This is a genomic window from Nocardia sp. CA-129566 (assembly GCF_050956075.1).
In the GTDB taxonomy this organism is placed as follows: domain Bacteria; phylum Actinomycetota; class Actinomycetes; order Mycobacteriales; family Mycobacteriaceae; genus Nocardia.
On the sequence record NZ_CP192085.1, the window covers coordinates 6,199,417 to 6,215,593 of the forward strand.

General features: G+C 64.5%; 15 protein-coding genes. 6 read left to right on the forward strand and 9 right to left on the reverse strand.

The window, feature by feature from the left end; all coding sequences use genetic code 11:
- Positions 1-189: 189 nt before the first annotated feature.
- A complete protein-coding gene (locus ACQP0C_RS27050; RefSeq protein WP_433724345.1) occupies positions 190-1,011 on the forward strand; it encodes an LLM class F420-dependent oxidoreductase in 822 nt (273 codons plus the stop codon).
- A gap of 67 nt (positions 1,012-1,078) precedes the next feature.
- Here the strand turns inward: ACQP0C_RS27050 and ACQP0C_RS27055 are convergent, their stop codons facing one another.
- On the reverse strand, positions 1,079-2,455 hold the full coding sequence (locus tag ACQP0C_RS27055; protein ID WP_433724347.1) for a flavin monoamine oxidase family protein: 1,377 nt from the start codon (positions 2,453-2,455) through the stop codon (positions 1,079-1,081).
- A gap of 61 nt (positions 2,456-2,516) precedes the next feature.
- Between ACQP0C_RS27055 and ACQP0C_RS27060 the strand changes: the two genes are divergently transcribed.
- Together ACQP0C_RS27060 and ACQP0C_RS27065 are read left to right on the forward strand one after the other, a co-directional pair.
- Positions 2,517-3,125, forward strand: coding sequence for a TetR/AcrR family transcriptional regulator (locus ACQP0C_RS27060; RefSeq protein WP_433724349.1), 609 nt, complete (start codon positions 2,517-2,519; stop codon positions 3,123-3,125).
- A 150-nt stretch (positions 3,126-3,275) separates the two neighbouring features.
- Positions 3,276-3,989, forward strand: a complete 714-nt coding sequence (locus tag ACQP0C_RS27065) for a Zn-ribbon domain-containing OB-fold protein (RefSeq protein ID WP_433734667.1) — start codon at positions 3,276-3,278, stop codon at positions 3,987-3,989.
- A gap of 24 nt (positions 3,990-4,013) precedes the next feature.
- On the opposite strand, the gene ACQP0C_RS27070 is transcribed toward ACQP0C_RS27065, so the two are convergent.
- The 3 genes from ACQP0C_RS27070 to ACQP0C_RS27080 all read right to left on the reverse strand — a co-directional run bounded on the left by ACQP0C_RS27070 (position 4,014) and on the right by ACQP0C_RS27080 (position 6,897).
- Entirely contained in the window at positions 4,014-4,337 is a 324-nt protein-coding gene (locus tag ACQP0C_RS27070) for a putative quinol monooxygenase (RefSeq protein WP_433724351.1), read from the reverse strand.
- Between the two features lie 322 nt (positions 4,338-4,659).
- On the reverse strand, positions 4,660-5,322 hold the full coding sequence (locus tag ACQP0C_RS27075; protein WP_433724353.1) for a hypothetical protein: 663 nt from the start codon (positions 5,320-5,322) through the stop codon (positions 4,660-4,662).
- Between the two features lie 84 nt (positions 5,323-5,406).
- Complete coding sequence (locus tag ACQP0C_RS27080) at positions 5,407-6,897, reverse strand: glyceraldehyde-3-phosphate dehydrogenase (RefSeq protein ID WP_433724355.1); 1,491 nt, start codon at positions 6,895-6,897, stop codon at positions 5,407-5,409.
- Between the two features lie 119 nt (positions 6,898-7,016).
- Between ACQP0C_RS27080 and ACQP0C_RS27085 the strand changes: the two genes are divergently transcribed.
- Positions 7,017-7,430, forward strand: a complete 414-nt coding sequence (locus tag ACQP0C_RS27085; RefSeq protein WP_433724357.1) for a hypothetical protein — start codon at positions 7,017-7,019, stop codon at positions 7,428-7,430.
- Positions 7,431-7,474: 44 nt separating this feature from the next.
- On the opposite strand, the gene ACQP0C_RS27090 is transcribed toward ACQP0C_RS27085, so the two are convergent.
- On the reverse strand, positions 7,475-8,899 hold the full coding sequence (locus ACQP0C_RS27090; protein WP_433724359.1) for an FAD-binding oxidoreductase: 1,425 nt from the start codon (positions 8,897-8,899) through the stop codon (positions 7,475-7,477).
- A 256-nt stretch (positions 8,900-9,155) separates the two neighbouring features.
- On the opposite strand from ACQP0C_RS27090, the gene ACQP0C_RS27095 reads away from it, so the two are divergent.
- Complete coding sequence (locus tag ACQP0C_RS27095) at positions 9,156-10,382, forward strand: IS110 family transposase (RefSeq protein WP_433724361.1); 1,227 nt, start codon at positions 9,156-9,158, stop codon at positions 10,380-10,382.
- Between the two features lie 44 nt (positions 10,383-10,426).
- Here the strand turns inward: ACQP0C_RS27095 and ACQP0C_RS27100 are convergent, their stop codons facing one another.
- The 3 genes from ACQP0C_RS27100 to ACQP0C_RS27110 form a co-directional block, all read right to left on the reverse strand.
- Entirely contained in the window at positions 10,427-11,881 is a 1,455-nt protein-coding gene (locus ACQP0C_RS27100; RefSeq protein WP_433724363.1) for an amino acid permease, read from the reverse strand.
- Positions 11,882-12,510: 629 nt separating this feature from the next.
- Positions 12,511-12,834: a GYD domain-containing protein gene (locus ACQP0C_RS27105; protein WP_433724365.1), complete on the reverse strand. Its 324-nt coding sequence runs from the start codon at positions 12,832-12,834 to the stop codon at positions 12,511-12,513.
- Positions 12,835-12,974: 140 nt separating this feature from the next.
- Complete coding sequence (locus ACQP0C_RS27110; RefSeq protein ID WP_433724367.1) at positions 12,975-14,042, reverse strand: CHAP domain-containing protein; 1,068 nt, start codon at positions 14,040-14,042, stop codon at positions 12,975-12,977.
- Positions 14,043-14,254: 212 nt separating this feature from the next.
- Between ACQP0C_RS27110 and ACQP0C_RS27115 the strand changes: the two genes are divergently transcribed.
- Positions 14,255-14,992 carry an SDR family NAD(P)-dependent oxidoreductase gene (locus tag ACQP0C_RS27115; RefSeq protein WP_433724369.1) on the forward strand — a complete coding sequence of 246 codons (738 nt, stop codon included), beginning with the start codon at positions 14,255-14,257 and terminating at the stop codon, positions 14,990-14,992.
- 224 nt (positions 14,993-15,216) lie between these two features.
- On the opposite strand, the gene ACQP0C_RS27120 is transcribed toward ACQP0C_RS27115, so the two are convergent.
- Positions 15,217-16,146, reverse strand: a complete 930-nt coding sequence (locus tag ACQP0C_RS27120) for a LysR family transcriptional regulator (protein ID WP_433724371.1) — start codon at positions 16,144-16,146, stop codon at positions 15,217-15,219.
- Positions 16,147-16,177: the final 31 nt, after the last annotated feature.

Consider the following 16,177-nt stretch of genomic DNA (forward strand, 5'->3'; position numbering starts at 1 on the left):
GTCTTCCCGGATCTGGAGAAGGCGCCTCGTCGTGGCCGCGGTAGCTGTCCGAGCGCGCTGCGCGATAATCAGCCTGTTCCTCGTGGTAGCGCAGCAGCCGATGAACGGTTCTGAATGCGCCCCTGTGCTCCACCTCACACATATCCTGGTTGACCCTCACATACATGTGAAGGTTTCAGCATATTGTTCATGAAGATAGGCATCACCACCTTCGTTACCGACGAGGGGATCAGCGGTCCGAAACTTGGTGTGGCACTGGAGGATCGGGGCTTCGAGTCACTGTTCCTGCCCGAACATTCGCATATCCCCGCGAGTCGGAAATCCCCCGCACCGGGCGGAGGCGAGTTGTCGCGGGAGTACTACCGCGCGCTGGATCCGTTCGTCACCCTCGGCGCCGTCGCGGCCGTCACCGAGCGGTTGATCCTCGGAACCGGGGTCACCCTGCTGGTCCAGCGCGACGTCATCCACACCGCCAAACAAGTCGCCACGCTCGACCGAATCTCCGACGGACGCTTCGTATTCGGCGTCGGCATCGGCTGGAATCGCGAGGAAATGGCCGATCACGGCACCGACCCCCGCACCCGCAGCGCGCTGCTCGACGAGCAACTCGACGCCATCCGCAAGATCTGGACCGAGGACCTCGCCGAATACCACGGCCGCTTCATCGATTTCGACCCGATGTACGCCTGGCCGAAACCCGTACAGCAACCGCACCCGCCGATCTTCATCGGCGGCGGCGAGTCGGCGGCCGAACGCGCGATCCGCCACGGTGTCGGCTGGATCCCCACCGCAGTGGCCGATGCCGCAGCGATCCCGACCCAACTGGCCCAACTGGACGGACACGACCTGCCGGTCACAATCGCATTCGCCGCGGCCGACCCGGCCCTACTCGACAGTTACGCCGAGGCCGGGGTACAACGATTGATCCTCAGCGTGCCGACCCTCCCGGAACCGGAAACACTGCACGCCCTCGACGAAATCACGAAAGCCGCGGACGGCTACCTGAGCTGAGGCTCGCCGCGTGACGGCGGCTCGAGATCGTTCGGATCTCGCCGCCGACCGCCGGAGTCGTGGCCGGTCACCGAAGTCGCTGAGCGCTGCCGCGCACGAGCGCTGGCGCGATTTCGCGGGCGACCCGGTGGCCGGATTCGGCGGCTCCGTCCATGTATCCGACCCACCGGGTAGCGGTTTCGGCTCCTGCCCAGTGCAGCGGGCCGACGGGTGTGCGCAACGCCGGACCGAAGCGGGTCAGAGTCCCGGGCGCGGTGAAAGCGCCGTAACAGCCGCGGGTGAATTCCTCGGCGGCCCAGTCACGTTCGATGTAGGCGATGGGGTTGCGGGCCTGTGGTCCGAAGTAGCCGACGAGGTCCTCGATCACCTGAGCGCGGCGATCGGCGAGATCCAGGCGCGCTGCGCTATCGGCGTGCCGTCCTTCGAGAAAGCCGACGAGCACGCCGGGTGAACCCTCGGGCGGGGTGTTATCGAAGACGGTGCCGAGCGGGCGGTGATCACTGTTGGCTTGACCGCTCAAACCCGCTGCGCGCCAAAAGGTCTCGTCGTAGGCGACATTGACCTTGATCACTCTGCCCATCGGCATCCGCTGCACGAGCTGGCCGCGATCACCGGGCAGATCCGGGGTGAATCGAATCCGCGCGACCAGCGGCGGCGGCACCGCGACCACTGCGCGGTGCGCGCGCACTGTCCTACCGCCCGCGACGACCCGCACACCCGAGGCGTCCCATTCGATTTCGGTCACCACAGCGCCGAGGACGACACGGTCACCGAGTTCCTCGGCCAAGGCCAACGCGATGCGTTGCGAACCGCCGACGACGCGGTCCTGCTGCGCACCGCCCGTGACATTGATCAACGCGTCGACGCCACCGGCAGCGCCGACGTAGAAGGCGGTCCACAGCGCGGACATGTCCTCCGGCTCGGCGGCGAACACGGCCTCGGTGATCAGCTGGAAGAACGACCGACCGTCGCCGGTACGGGCGGTGCGCCGTAGCCAGGTGGCGAAGGTCTGCGCATCCAGATCCTCGGCCCGGTCGGCTCGCCACGGCTCTGCTACCGCGACCCGACGTGCCACGCGGTCCAGCCGCCACTGGATCTGCGCGATATCGGCCAGAGCCAGCGGGTTCAATGTGGGGATCCGACCGCTGTACTCCGAACGGGCCGCACCGACTTCGGCGATGTGACGACCAGCGGTGTAGGTGGGAAAGGTGCGCAGGCCCAGTTCCTCGATCAGGGCCAGCACGTGATGCTGCCCAGGCCCGACCCATTGCCCGCCCACCTCGATGGGGGCACCGCCGGGCAGCACATCGTTGCGCAGCCGCCCGCCGACCCGGTCGCGCGCCTCCAGCACCAGCACCTCGGCCCCGCTCCGCACCAGGTCACGGGCGGCCACCAGACCCGCGATCCCGGCCCCGATGACAACGACATCCACTGCCCTGTCCATCACAACCCGCTTTCATACATCATGTATCTGACATACAGACTGTATGTGATATTCATGACGTATGGAAGCGCTGCGCGATAAGTACGCGGAAAACACCCGCCGGACGCTGCTCGATACCGCCCTGAGCCTGTTCGCGACCCGTGATTACGCGGGTATCTCGGCAGAGGAGCTGGTACGCGGCGCGGGCCTCACCCGCGGCGCGCTGTATCACCACTTCGACGGCAAGCGCGGACTGTTCGAAGCGATATTCGAGGAACTCGAAAGGCAAGCGGCGCAACGCATCAGGACCGCGATCGAATCGGTCTCGGACCCCTTCGACCGTGTCGACCGTGGCGTCGCGAAGTTTCTCGAGGTCTGCGCCGAACAAGACTTTCGACATGTCGTACTTCAGCAGGGCCCGATCGCCCTCGGCTGGCAGCGCTGGCGCGAACTGGACCAGCAGCACCTCGGCGGCTTGGTCCGCGAAGCGGTTCGGAATCTACTGGACGCCGCGCTCATCCAGCCACATCCCGCCGAACTGATCGCCAGCGCCTTCTACGGCGCCCTGACCGAACTGTCGCTGACAATCGCGGAGACCGACGATCCGCAGCAGGCACACACCCAGGCAGCCAGCCTCGTCCACGACCTCATGGGCGGGTTGGCCACCGGCAAGTCGCCGAGGGATAGGTGAAGCAGAAAATAGGTATATCCCTGGTAGTTCTACGGTCGTGGTCGGGCGTCGAAAAGGGGACGCTCGGTGAGGACGCATGCATCGCAATCACACCGAGGTTTTCCCATGTCCGAGCACAAATACAACCCCACGGGGGCCGCAACGACCATGATGATCCGACGTTGTGGGCGCTGCGATAAGTTGTTCGCGCCGCTGACCGCCGAATGTTCGTCGTGTCGGTCCTGGGATCTCGAGTGGTCGCCTTCGTCAGGTCTCGGGTCGATCGTGTCTTCGCGGCTCGTACACCGTCGTGTGAGCCGTCCGAAGGCCCCGGTGGTGCCATTGATGATCGCCATCGTGGAACTCGACGAGGGTCCGTGGGTGTACGCGACGATCGAAGGTGACGCCGTGCCGGCGTCGGATCTGCCGGTCCGGGTGCGATTCGAGCCGCGTCCTCGGGTGGATCGCTTTCCGGTGTTCGCTGTGTGCCCCGCGGCGCCCGATTCGGATGGTGGCGTTCATCCCACGTCACGGCCCGCAAGTGCTTCGAACGCGCATCACGGTGTCGAGCATTGCTGCGACGCGCGCTGGGTGCGCACATCGCTTCGCCAGTGCGAACTCATGGCGGGCGCGAAGGCCCTCGACGCGACCGCGAATTCCCTGATCAGCTTCGCGATCCGATGGGCGCCGTCCGGCGGCGCCACGGCCGCCGAACTGCTCGTGACCTTTGGTGTGACCCGTCAGCGGTTCTTGCACATGGTGGACGAGGCGCTGCACCCACAACAGACCGATAGCGTCGAGGTGCGCGGGCTGAAGCATCAGTTGCGCGATGCCCTGGCACAGGCATGGCAGATGAACCCCGTAGTCCCCACCCGTTGCGCCTGATCGAATAGGCCCCGCGAGCAACGGCTATTCGACGGTCATCTCCCCCATTTCGGACCAGCCGGTGGCATCGACGGTCTGGCTGATGATCTGGGGAGTCGACGCAAGCGCCTGCGGCAATTCGTTCATCGCGGTCTTGAAGTAGGGGCTGCCGACATGGGCCGCGCCGGCGGCCTGGTCTCGAAAGGCTTCTACGAGAACGAATTCGGTGGGGTCCTCGATGCTGCGGGACCAGTCGAACCAGAGGTTGCCCTCCTCGGCACGGGTCGCCGCGGTGAACGGTGCGACGAGGTCGAGCCAGCGATCGGTCCATTCGGGCTTGGTCTTGAATTTCACGACGATGAAGATCATTGCCTGCCTCCTGTGGTAGGTCGGGCTGCTGTGACATAGCGCGACTCCCCCTGATGTCGGGCGGTGATCGTTGCCGCATCCCATTGTCGGACAGTCAGTAGGTGTTGCAGGGCCGAACGCGAGGCCCTCGCCCAGAGCACCGAAACCGGAGCGATCCCGGGTCCACCATGATCTCTTCCACGATCGAGCAGCATGCCGCGATGGATGCGGCGCTAGTACAGGGCCGACCGAGTGTCTGTCAGCGGGTCGATCACGCGAACATCGAATATGTCGTGGCGTAGCCGAGTGGACAACAAGCAAGGTCGTCACGCCCGGTAGCTGCTCAGACCAGGGCAGCGCGACCCCGTGCGTAAGCGATGACCTGCTCTGCATAGGCCGACTCGCCCTGCTCCGCAAGGCAGGTCCGGAGTTGGATCAACGCGTCGTCGAGTTGCGGTCCCGGTCCGCGGTCGGCGAGCAGGACGACGATCGCTTCCCAGGTCGCGATCTGCGGGTCCGGGGCGGCCAACAGTTCGTCGAGATAGCGATCCGGCTCCAGCAGGCGCAGCGCCCGGCGCGCATAGGCGTGCACGCGCCGGGGCAACTCGGCGCGGATGGCATCGACGTCCGCCTGCAACGCCCGGCCCGGCTGTGTCGGGTCGAGGTGCAGAGACCACAACTCGGTCAGATCGTCCGGCATACCGTGGTCGTTGATCAGGCCGGGGCCGGTCGCCTGCTCGAGCGGGATATGTGGAAGCCCCAGCTGCGCATTGCGCCAGTTACGGAATTCCCACCAGGCGGTGGGTGTCGCGCTCAGACTCAGTCCGAAGCTGAGTACCTGCTGCCCGTCGGTCCAGGTTCGCAGAGTCCGGGTGCGGGCGACCGCGGCCACACCATCGGGCACCACCCGCACCCACGTAGCCTCCGAGCCATGAAAGCCGTACGGCTGCAGCAGCTTTCCCGCATCGCGCGTCAGTCGGCGCACCGCCGAATCCGGTCCGACCATGTCAGCAGATTAGCGGCACCCACCGACACGATCGGATCACCGTGCATCCCACTGGTATCTCGGCCGGTCGCGCCGCCGCGCGAGTTACCCCGCGTCGGCCGCAGTGAGCACGCGAGCGTCGTCGGCGCGGTCCAGCTGTGCACCGACCTGCGGGTAGGTCGGATACTCGATGCCCGAGATGTACTGCACCGTCCGCACCACCTGGCACGAGTAGCCGAATTCGTTGTCGTACCAGACGTACAGAATCGCGGTGTCGCCCTCGACGATCGTGGCATTGGCATCGATGATCGACGCCGCGCGCGATCCGATGAAATCGCTGGAAACCACGTCCGTGGCGGCGGTGTAGTCGAGGTTTCGGCTCAACGGCCCGGCGAGCGAAACTTGACGCAGGTACGCGAGCACATCGGCCTTCGTCGTCTCCCGCTCGAGCTGCAAATTCAGAATCGCGACCGAAACGTCCGGGGTGGGAACACGAATCGAGTTGCCGGTGATCTTGGCCTTGAACTCCGGCATCGCCTTCGCGACCGCGGACGCGGCGCCGGTTTCGGTGAGCACGAGATTGAACGGCGCGGACCGGCCGCGACGGTCCGCCTTATGATAGTTGTCCAGCAGGTTCTGGTCGTTGGTGAACGAGTGCACCGTCTCCACGTGACCGCGGATGATGCCGTACTCGTCATCCATGGCCTTCAGCGGCGGCACGATCGCATTGGTCGTGCACGAGGCGCACGAGAAGATCTGCTGCGACAGGTCCAGGCTGCGGTGGTTGACGCCGTGCACGATATTCGGAACGTCACCCTTACCGGGTGCGGTGAGCACAACCTTCGCGATGCCGGGGCGCAGATGCTGCGACAGACCGTCACGATCACGCCACTTACCGGTGTTGTCGATCAGGATCGCATCGTCGATCCCGTACTCGGTGTAGTCGATCGCCGTCGGATCATTGCTGTAGATGAACTTGATCACGTTTCCGTTCGCGGTGATCGTGTCATTGTCGGTATCGACCTTGATCGTGCCGTTGAAATGGCCGTGCACCGAATCCCTGCGCAGCAGCGACGCACGCTTGGTCAGATCGTCCTCGCCGCCTTTGCGCACCACAACGGCACGCAGGTTCAGCCCATTGCCGGATCCGGCCTTCTCGATGAGCAGGCGAGTGACCAGACGACCGATGCGTCCGAAGCCATAGAGGACGACATCCCGCGGGCCCGGTGACTGAGCCTTGTTGCCGTTTGTCACGTCGGCCAGGACCGCTGCGGTGAACTCGCTGATCGACAGTCCGCGATCGTCGGCGCGATAGGCCATAACCAACTGACCGAGATCGATCTTGCAGGGCCCCAGATCCAGCTCCCCGAGCACCTGCAAGAAGGGCAGGGTCTCATCCACCGACAGCTCTTCGCCCTCGATCTGCCGCGCGAAGCGGTGCGTCCGCAGGATGCTGATCACCGACTTGTTCACCAGCGGCCGACTGTGCAGCAGGATCGTCACGCCCTTCGCCCGATACAACGTGCCGATGATGGGAATCATCGCCTCCGCGGCGGCTTCCTGAGCGTTCCAGCGGTCAAGTTGTTCGGTAGTCAACACACGTCCTCGGATTTCCTCGATCTATTCGCCGCATCCATGCTAATGAGGGTCGCAATATCACCGAGGCCGGATCCCCACCGGTGAGATCGCCTGATAGTGACGCCGATCACGCAACAATGCGATCTACCGCCGCTCTCGCTCGGCCAGGGTTCGGCGTCATCGGGTTCACCGCGCTTGCACAGGGGATGCCCACCTCGAAGTACCTCGACGGCATCCCCCCGAAATCGCGTGCCACACAAGGTAAGTCGTTCCAGAACCGAATTGCTGACCCCGGACATGATCGAGCGGTTACGCAAGCTGAACACGATCGCGGATCGGCCCGGACAAACACTGGCACCACTGGCCAAGGGCGCTGCGCGACGCTGACCTCGCTGGCGATCGGCGCGTCCACCACCGACCAACTCGATCAGAACGTCGCCGCGCTGGACAATCTCGATTTCGACGCCGCCGAACTCGCCGACATCGATACACTTCTCGACAACGACGGCGAAATCGATCTGTGGCAGTCGGCGCACCGAGGAGCCCTCTGAACAGGTCTGTACCGAGGCACTTTTCGCGTCGCCGAACCTCGAGGTCATCGCGGCGGAATTCGAGCCGACGAGCGAGCGACGGCAGTCGGCGGCGCACCGTTCGCCGGCAGGATATGGGGGTTGAGGATGAGCGCGGGGTCCACGCCGTGCCGAATCGCTTTCATCAGATCGATATCGACCGCGGATCTGCCCAGATGAATCCATGGGGCTTTCGAACGGCCCACTCCGTGCTCCGCGCTGATACTTCCGTTGTGGGCCACGACCAACTCGAAGACGAACTCGGTAATCCGCTGGGCGACTTCTGGATCCACATCGAGCAGATTTACATGCACGTTGCCGTCGGCGAGATGGCCGAACACGATCAGCCGGACGGACGGAAATACCGAATCGATCTCACGACGGAGAACACCTATGAAGGACTCCAACTGCGCGACCGGCGTCGCGACATCCAGTTTGACCGGAGCAGTCGCGGAGGCGGCGTTGACGGATTCGGTATGGCTTTCCCGGAATTCCCAGAGCCGCTGGCCGTGCCCGAGCGTTGCGCCCACGACGAGATCGCCTGCCTGCTCGAGTGTTTCGAGCAGCACCGTTGCGACATCCGGCGATCCGGATGCCTCTACGAGCAGATAGTAAGGCGCGCTGTCGCCGAGGGGATGTCGGAGTTGTCGGTGCTGTAGGACCAGCGTCATCCCGTCGTCGGTCATCAGCTCCGCTGCTTCGATGGTGAGCCCCGCCCGTCGGAACGCATCTGTCAAAGCCAGTGCCGATTCGACGGTTTCGACTCCGGCCAGCATCACCTCGGTGCGTGTCGGCGGTACGTGCAGCTTCATCAGGACCTTGGTGATGACCGCCAGCGTGCCCTCCGATCCCGCGAGCAGCCCCGGCAGGTGATAGCCCACATTGTCCTTGGTGAAGTTCTTCCACCGGCTGAGCACACTGCCATCCGACATCACGGCCTCGATGCCGAGCAACTGGGCGCGGGTGTCGCCGTACTTGATCACGCGGACGCCGCCCGCATTCGTCGCCACGATTCCGCCCAGCGTGGCCGAGTCGCGGGAGGCGAGGTCGACACCGAAAGTCAGCCCCACCTGCTGTGCGGCCGTATGCGCCTCGGCGACGGTGGTGCCCGCCCCGGCCGCGAGTGTGCGGGCGATCGGATCGACTGCCTCGATCGCGTCGAGACGTTCCGAGCTCAAGACGATCTCGCCGTGCATCGGGATGGAACCACCCACCAGTCCGGTATTGCCGCCTTGGGCGACAACCCCGATTCCGAACTCGCGGCACAGCCGCATGACCCCGGCTACTTCTTCGGTGCGGCCGGGACGCACCACCGCGATGGTGCCACCGTGCCAGCGGCCGGTCCAGTCGATGACATAGCGAGCGGTCATATCGGGATCGGTGAAAACGTGGGTCTTGCCGACGATGTCGGACAGTGCGAGGACAAAACGTGCCGTCGCCTCGGGACTCATCCGTCGGGTCCTAATCAGTTCTGGGAGTGAGCCATCCGGCAAACTCCTTGGTGGTAGCCGACCGGTGGGTGAGCACTCTGTGGTCCTGGACGTTGAGTCCTGCTGAAAGACCGTGCCCCTGCCGGTAGGCCGGGAGAGTTGATCGCTGCTGGGATGTCGTGCCCGTTCGTGGTGATGTGAGCACTGCTTGATTAGGTCGCTGACGGTTCTCTCGCTGGCTGCTCGACGGTGATCGGCATCGAGAACGGGAGGATTGTTGAGACTGTTCGTTGGGGACGACTGGGCCGAGGATCATCACGATGTGGAGGTTATGGACGGTTCCGGTCGGCGGCTGGCCAAGGCACGCCTGTCCGAGGGCGTGACCGAGATGGCGCGGTTGCATGCGATCGTTGGGGACTTGGTCGGCGACGACGCCGGCGAGGCCGAGGTACTGGTCGGGATCGAAACCGACCGAGGTCCCTGGGTTGGGGCGCTGGTTGCTGCCGGATACACGGTGCTGGCGGTGAACCCGTTGCAGGCGGCCCGCTTCCGTGACCGGTTGGGGGTCTCCGGCGCCAAGAGCGACGCCGGCGACGCTCACGTGCTGGCGGATATGGTCCGCACCCACTCGCATGAATTGAGGCCTGTCGCTGGGGATTCCGCACGTGTCGAGGCCGTGAAGGTCGTGGCCCGTACCCACAAGACGATGATCTGGGAACGCACTCGCCACACCCAGCGGTTGCGGCACGCACTGCGTGACTACTTCCCCGCCGCGCTGGTCGCTTTCGACGACTTGGACGCCGCTGACACCCTGGAACTGCTCGCCAAGGCTCCTACCCCGGCTCAGGCGGCCCGGCTGACGATCACCCAGATCAGCGCCGCGTTGAAACGGGCGCGCCGCCGCGACATCGCGGACAAAGCCGCAGCCATCCAGACCGCACTGCGCTGCGCCCAGCTCGGCCAGCCCGAGGTCGTGTCCGACGCCTACGCCGCGTCGGTGCAGGCGCTGCTGGCGGTTCTGACCGTCCTCAACACTCAGATCAAGGTCTTGCAAGGGCAGGTCGAGGCCCATTTTGGGAAGCACCCGGCCGCTGAGATCATCTTGTCCCAGCCAGGTCTGGGACCGGTCCTCGGTGCCCGGGTGCTCGCAGAGTTCGGCGACGACCCCAACCGCTACGCCAGCGCCAAAGCCCGCAAGAACTACGCGGGCACCTCCCCGATCACCCGCGCGTCCGGCAAGAAGAAAGTCGCCCTGGCCCGGTTCGTGCACAACGACCGGCTCATCGACGCCCTCACCACACAAGCGTTCACCGCGATGCTGTGGTCCCCGGGGGCCCGCGCCTACTACGACCGCCAGCGAGCCCGCGGTGTCGGCCACAACGCCGCCCTGCGTCAACTCGCCAACCGGCTCGTGGGCATCCTGCACGGCTGCCTCAAAACCGGAACCCTCTACAACGAGGCCACGGCATGGCCCCACCATGTCGAGAAAACCACTGCTGCTTGACATTCAAGCTCCTGGGATGTCTTTCAGCCGTGACGAGCGCAGTGTTATCGGGAATCGTGGTTGCGTTGCTGCACGATGGCGAGTACTCGGCCGCGGGTCAGGAACCATCCGCCGACCAATGCCGGCACCATGATGGCCCCTGCCGCGATCACCGCGCCACGTTGCACGCTGTCGTCACTGGAGGCCATCAAAGCGACCACTCCGGCGAGGAATACCAGCGTCGCGATACTCGTGTACGGCGCACCGATCAACCGGAACGACGGACGCTCGGCCGAGCCCCTACGCCACCAATGCCACAGTTTCAACTGGCACAGGATGATCGCCGCCCAGGCGGTGATGGTGCCGAGCGCGGACATATTGAGCACGATCTCGTAGGCATGCTCGGGCACCACCGCGTTCAATCCGACGCCGGTCAGCGCGATGGCACCGGTGGCGAGGATGCCGACATAGGGCACACCTCCACTCGACATCCGCGCGGCCGCCTCGGGCGCGCTGCCGTTCATCGACATCGAGCGCAGGATGCGCCCGGTCGAGTACAGGCCCGCATTCAGGCTGGAGAAAGCCGCGGTCAGCACCACCAGATTCATGACCGAGTCAGCGCCCCCCACACCGAGTTTCGCGAAGAACGTGACGAACGGGCTCTCACCGGCCTTGAAGGCGGTATAGGGCAGCAGCAGGCCGAGCAGCACCAGCGATCCGACGTAGAACAGCGCGATGCGGGCGATGACCGAGTTGATGGCCCGCGGCATGATCTTTTCCGGATTCTCCGCCTCGCCCGCCGCCGTACCGACCAATTCCACTGCAGAGTAGGCGAATACGACGCCAGTGGTGACAGTGACCAGCGGCAACAAACCGGTCGGGAACAACCCACCGTGGTCGGTGAGCACGCCGAATCCGGTGGACTGACCTTGGATGGTGAATCTACCGGTGAGGAAGACGGTTCCGATGATCAGGAATGCGACCAACGCGACCACCTTGATCAATGCCGCCCAGAACTCGAGCTCACCGAACCAGCGCACCGATACCAAGTTGATCGCGACGACGACCGCCAAGGCGATGAACGCGATGAACCACTGGGGAACTACGTGGAACGTTCCCCAGTAATGGACGTAGGTGGCGATGGCGGTGATGTCCACGATCCCGCTCATGCACCAGTGGAAGAAGTACATCCACCCGACTGCGAAAGCCAGCTTCTCGCCATAGAACTCACGCGCGTAGGAAACGAACGATCCGGAGGACGGACGATGCAACACCAGCTCGCCCAGCGCCCGCAGGATGAAGAACACGAAAATGCCACAGACCGCGTACACCAGGAACAGTCCGGGACCGGCAGTGTGCAACCGACCACCCGCACCCAGGAACAGTCCGGTTCCGATCGCGCCGCCGATCGCGATCATCTGCAGCTGGCGCGGGCGCAACGCCTTGTGATAGCCCGCATCCTCAGCATGCAGCGCATTCGTGGGCGCCGACACCTCAGGATCGGGACGAACTGTCGCCATCGGTTGGTCTCCTCCGGTGACGGGAATAAATCGTCAATCAATGTACCGTCGAATATTGGCACAATCAATAGGGGTTAGAATTCGCCCAGGTGAACGCCCTTCCCGCGCAATGAGATTGGATCATCCACGCCGCTGGCCCACCGAAATCGCTGGCCCCCAACGGGAAACACCCGCATGCACAGCGCCTTCCCCGACGGCAGGATGGCCCGCGGTACTGCCGCACAACGACATCCGACCCCGACCTGGCGATCGGTCTACACCGCCTCCCCACCGACCTCGACCGATCCGACGCCGACACTCCGGCAGCCGAACCCGACGCGACCTTCCACCGAATCATCTGCGCCGGAATCGAACTCGCCAACTGCTGCGTGACCTGACACGGGACAACCTGGGCTGGTTTGTCGCGTGTCTGTGCGCCTCATTGATCGGCGACGACCAGTTGCGCCGATACCACCCACCGGCTCGTGAACCAACGGGAGACCTCGACGATCAGCGTTCGACGTTTGCTACCGGTGCGCCAGCGGACGTACCGGTTCCTCGATCAGCGAGTCAGGAGGGACGGCGAAACAGATTCACCCGCTGTCTTGGCCACCACAGCCCCGGCTCAGGACGCGCCGGACGCGACAACGCTAAGACTCCGCGGGCGGCTGATAGGTGACCTCCCGAGCGACGGCTTCGTCGATTTGCTCAGGGGTCAGCAGCGCCACGGTGTGCGATATCGCCGCACCGGAAGCAGCGGTGCGAATGGCGAGCGCCGCCGCCGAAACCTCGTCCGGCACATCACCGATTACGAACAGATCATCCTCACCGAAAGCGAAATAGCAAACGTCCACATGGCCGCCCACACTCTCGACCATTTCGGTGATGGCCGCTCGGCGGGCGCTGCCGCCCTGCGCGAGCACACCGCGCGCCCCCTCCGGTGAATAGCCGACCCGCCACAGATACTTCGGCATTCCAGTCGCCCTCCTTCTCGCAGAATGATCTCGGCGTGACCGACCATACGGTCTCGCCGACCGCCGGGCGGCAATGTCGGAGCAGCGTCGTAGCAATGATGCAGCAACGTGACAGTGGTGATGCCGCACGGGCCTACCGGCTACACGGCGACCGTGGTGTTCGAACCCGCAGGCGGGTGCACGACGCCGGTGAACCGTCCGCTGGAGATGTTGTAGGTGTGCTGACGTACGGCGTCGCCGGAGTTACCTTCGATCGTGGTGATGGTGTTGCCGCTGCGGGCCACCACCACACCGATGTGGTTTTGACCAGCGAAGACAATGAGGTCACCGGGGCGGGCACTCGCCATGTTGCTGTCGGCCAAGCCTTTGCTCGCGGCGTCGGACCAGACGCTGGGCACGTAGTTCGGGTTGTTCCAGTGCACGTCGATGCCGGACTGTTTCCAGACCCAGGTGGCGAAGGACGCGCACCATGCGTCGTCGATGTTGTACGGCCGGTTCACGTGGTTGGTTCCGGTTTCGGCGACGCCGAGTTCGTTCTCGGCGAATCCTTTGATCTTGTCGATGGTGCTCGCATCGACGGGCGGCACATAGCTGTGACCGGACCACGCGGTCGTCAAGGCCGTCGTGATCCCGCCATAGAAGCCGCTCGTCGGATTTTCGGGTGCGGAGTTGTTGATGTGGTCGGCATGCCGCTGGATATCGGTCACGGCGTCGAGCATCTGCTGCTCCACCGTTGCGGCGGTGGAGGCGCATGCGATCCGCAGTGGACCCTCCACCGATTCCGGCCAGTATTGTCTGCCTGTCGTATCAGTAGTCGGTCCGGGCGCGTCATCGATGATGACTTGGAGCTTCTTCACCGCTTTCTCGATCTCGTCGTATGCGTCGCCCGCCACGGTGTAGGTCCCATAGGTCGAGCTATCGACGCCTTCGTCGTTGCCTTCCATCGAGGCTTCGATGTCCTTCAGCGTGGACACAGTTTTGTTGTGGTTGGTGGTCGAGATCGACTGGTTCTTATAGTCGATAAGGTTGTTGTCCCGCAGCAGTTTCACGAATTTCGGAGCCCTGGACGGCGTACCCGCACCCAGGTTGTCAACGTTGGCCTGAACCGCCGCGTGAGTGGCCCTGACGATGCCTTGGAGCGTCTCCGATGCGTAACCGGGAACGGTCAGCGACGGGATGATCCGATAGTGATCAGCGGTAGGACTCATCGCAGCCCCCGATCGTCGCTCAGCTGCCGACCCACGAACAGCGCCATCCGTAATCCTCTACGCGCCAGGGACATACGCGATTCGAGTATCATCCATCCCCAGAATTGGGAACCCGAGGTCAGTCCCGCTTGCTGCAGGCTAACTGGGTCTGCCGGGATCGTGGAACGCCGTTATCGGCGCACGACCGGCGAAAGAACGATTGGGGTTGGTGAGTGAGCCGCGGTGTATTGGTAACTGGTGCATCCCGAGGAATCGGACGAGCCGTGGCGGCTGCGTTCGCGGAGGTCGGTGATCGGGTTGCGGTGCATTATTCGTCGCGTCGCTCCGACGCGGAGGTGACGCTGCGCGAGCTGCCCGGCGACGGGCATGTCCTGATCTGCGGAGATATCGCGAATCCGGCGGATGCCGCGGCGATCGTCGACGCGTCCGTGGCTGGGCTCGGAGGGATAGACGTCTTGGTCAACAACGCGGCGGTCAATCTGCCGCATCCGCTGCCGTCGACCGATTATGAACAGTGGCAGCAGGTCTGGCGCCGGTCGGTGGACGTCAATCTGCTCGGCACCGCCAACGTCTCCTATGGGGTGGCGCGGCACATGATCGAGCGTGGCGTATCCGGACGCATCGTCAATGTGGGCTCGCGCGGCGCGTTTCGCGGCGAGCCCGACCATCCCGCCTATGGTGCGACGAAGTCCGCGGTGCAGGCAATGGGGCAATCACTGGCAATATCGCTGGCGCCTTATGGGATTGTGGTGGCCTCCGTCGCACCAGGGTTCGTCGCCACCGAACGGGTCGCGGATCGGGTCACCGACGAGGTACGCGCACAAAGCCCATTTCAGCGAGTAGCCGAACCTGCCGAGATCGCCGCAGCCGTGCGCTATCTCGCCGCACCGGAGGCGACGTGGAGTTCGGGCGCCGTTCTCGATGTGAATGGCGCTTCGTACCTGCGGTGACGTGTCGGATACACCGTCCATCGCAGACCTCACTCTCGTGCGCATCGGTAGCGATGTGGCTCCTCCGCACCGTCATCACCAAGGACGCGAGGCTCTCGCGGTCGAGGCCCTGCCTCGATCGACACCGCGCTCCCCCGGCTGCTGACCCGTTTCGGACGCGCCGCATCGTGGTTCCACTTGTCGGCCAGCCGAACTCACGCCATTGCGATGCGAGCGAGGCCTAATTACTCCACGGTTGTCGGCGATCCGGCGCGCGCCGAAACGTCCTGCCGCGCACCATCACGGGTGTCGACTACCGCCTGGGAAAAGGCGCGGATCAGCGGGCTTTCGGCGGCTGTGCGCCACACCAGCGCCCACCGGCAGGTCGGTGCGTCGCGGATCGGAACGAATGCCAAGCCGGGCCACGGGTAGAAGCGCTCGGCCTCTGCCGCGACCGCGGCCACGACCCGTCCAGCGGCCACCGTATTGAGAAGCTCGTGCCAAGTAGAGACCGCGGGTCCGCGCGCGATCGGTCGACCCGTCGGGGTGTGGAAAGGGTTGAGCGCTTCCTCCATATAGGGCGGAATCGACCGTCCCGCCACAATGACGCACTCGCCGAGGTCTTCCAGGCAGATCGACTCACGCGCGGCAAACCGATGCCCGGCGTCGACCATCAACATCACCGACGAGGTGTGGGTGACCGGCCCGACCGTGAGGTCGGGCTCACGCACCGGCAGCCACACCAGCGCGACGTCGACCTCACCGGACCGCAGCAGTTCCAGTGGCGCCGGTGGCTGGATCTCACGATGGTTCAGTTCGACCGACACATGCCGGGCTTGAAACAGCTCGATGGCGTTGACCAGCACCGATGGATGTGGCCCCATACTGCCCAGCGTCAGCACACCCGCCATACCGCGCGCTACGGCGGACACAGTCTCGACACCGTCCATAATCTGCCGGTACCCGGCACGGAGCTCCCGGTGCAGCTGTTCGCCGAGCGGCGTGAGTCGCACAACTCGCGTCGAACGGTCGAACAGCAGCCCGCCGATGCGGCGCTCCTGCTTCTTGATCGATTGGCTGACCCGAGCCTGGGTGATGTGCAAACGTTCGGCGGTGCGGCGGAAATGCAACTCCTCGGCCAGCGTCAAGAAGATCTCGATGTCCCGCAGCTCCACACCGCACTCCAACACGCCAATGGCCGATTCC

Excerpts from the sequence above, each read along its gene's own strand:
- ACQP0C_RS27050 (WP_433724345.1), top strand. The coding sequence starts at position 190 with ATGAAGATAGGCATCACCACCTTCGTTACCGACGAGGGGATCAGCGGT.
- ACQP0C_RS27055 (WP_433724347.1), bottom strand. The coding sequence starts at position 2,455 with ATGGACAGGGCAGTGGATGTCGTTGTCATCGGGGCCGGGATCGCGGGT.
- ACQP0C_RS27060 (WP_433724349.1), top strand. The coding sequence starts at position 2,517 with ATGGAAGCGCTGCGCGATAAGTACGCGGAAAACACCCGCCGGACGCTG.
- ACQP0C_RS27065 (WP_433734667.1), top strand. The coding sequence starts at position 3,276 with ATGATCCGACGTTGTGGGCGCTGCGATAAGTTGTTCGCGCCGCTGACC.
- ACQP0C_RS27070 (WP_433724351.1), bottom strand. The coding sequence starts at position 4,337 with ATGATCTTCATCGTCGTGAAATTCAAGACCAAGCCCGAATGGACCGAT.
- ACQP0C_RS27075 (WP_433724353.1), bottom strand. The coding sequence starts at position 5,322 with ATGGTCGGACCGGATTCGGCGGTGCGCCGACTGACGCGCGATGCGGGA.
- ACQP0C_RS27085 (WP_433724357.1), top strand. The coding sequence starts at position 7,017 with ATGCGATCTACCGCCGCTCTCGCTCGGCCAGGGTTCGGCGTCATCGGG.
- ACQP0C_RS27090 (WP_433724359.1), bottom strand. The coding sequence starts at position 8,899 with ATGAGTCCCGAGGCGACGGCACGTTTTGTCCTCGCACTGTCCGACATC.
- ACQP0C_RS27100 (WP_433724363.1), bottom strand. The coding sequence starts at position 11,881 with ATGGCGACAGTTCGTCCCGATCCTGAGGTGTCGGCGCCCACGAATGCG.
- ACQP0C_RS27105 (WP_433724365.1), bottom strand. The coding sequence starts at position 12,834 with ATGCCGAAGTATCTGTGGCGGGTCGGCTATTCACCGGAGGGGGCGCGC.
- ACQP0C_RS27110 (WP_433724367.1), bottom strand. The coding sequence starts at position 14,042 with ATGAGTCCTACCGCTGATCACTATCGGATCATCCCGTCGCTGACCGTT.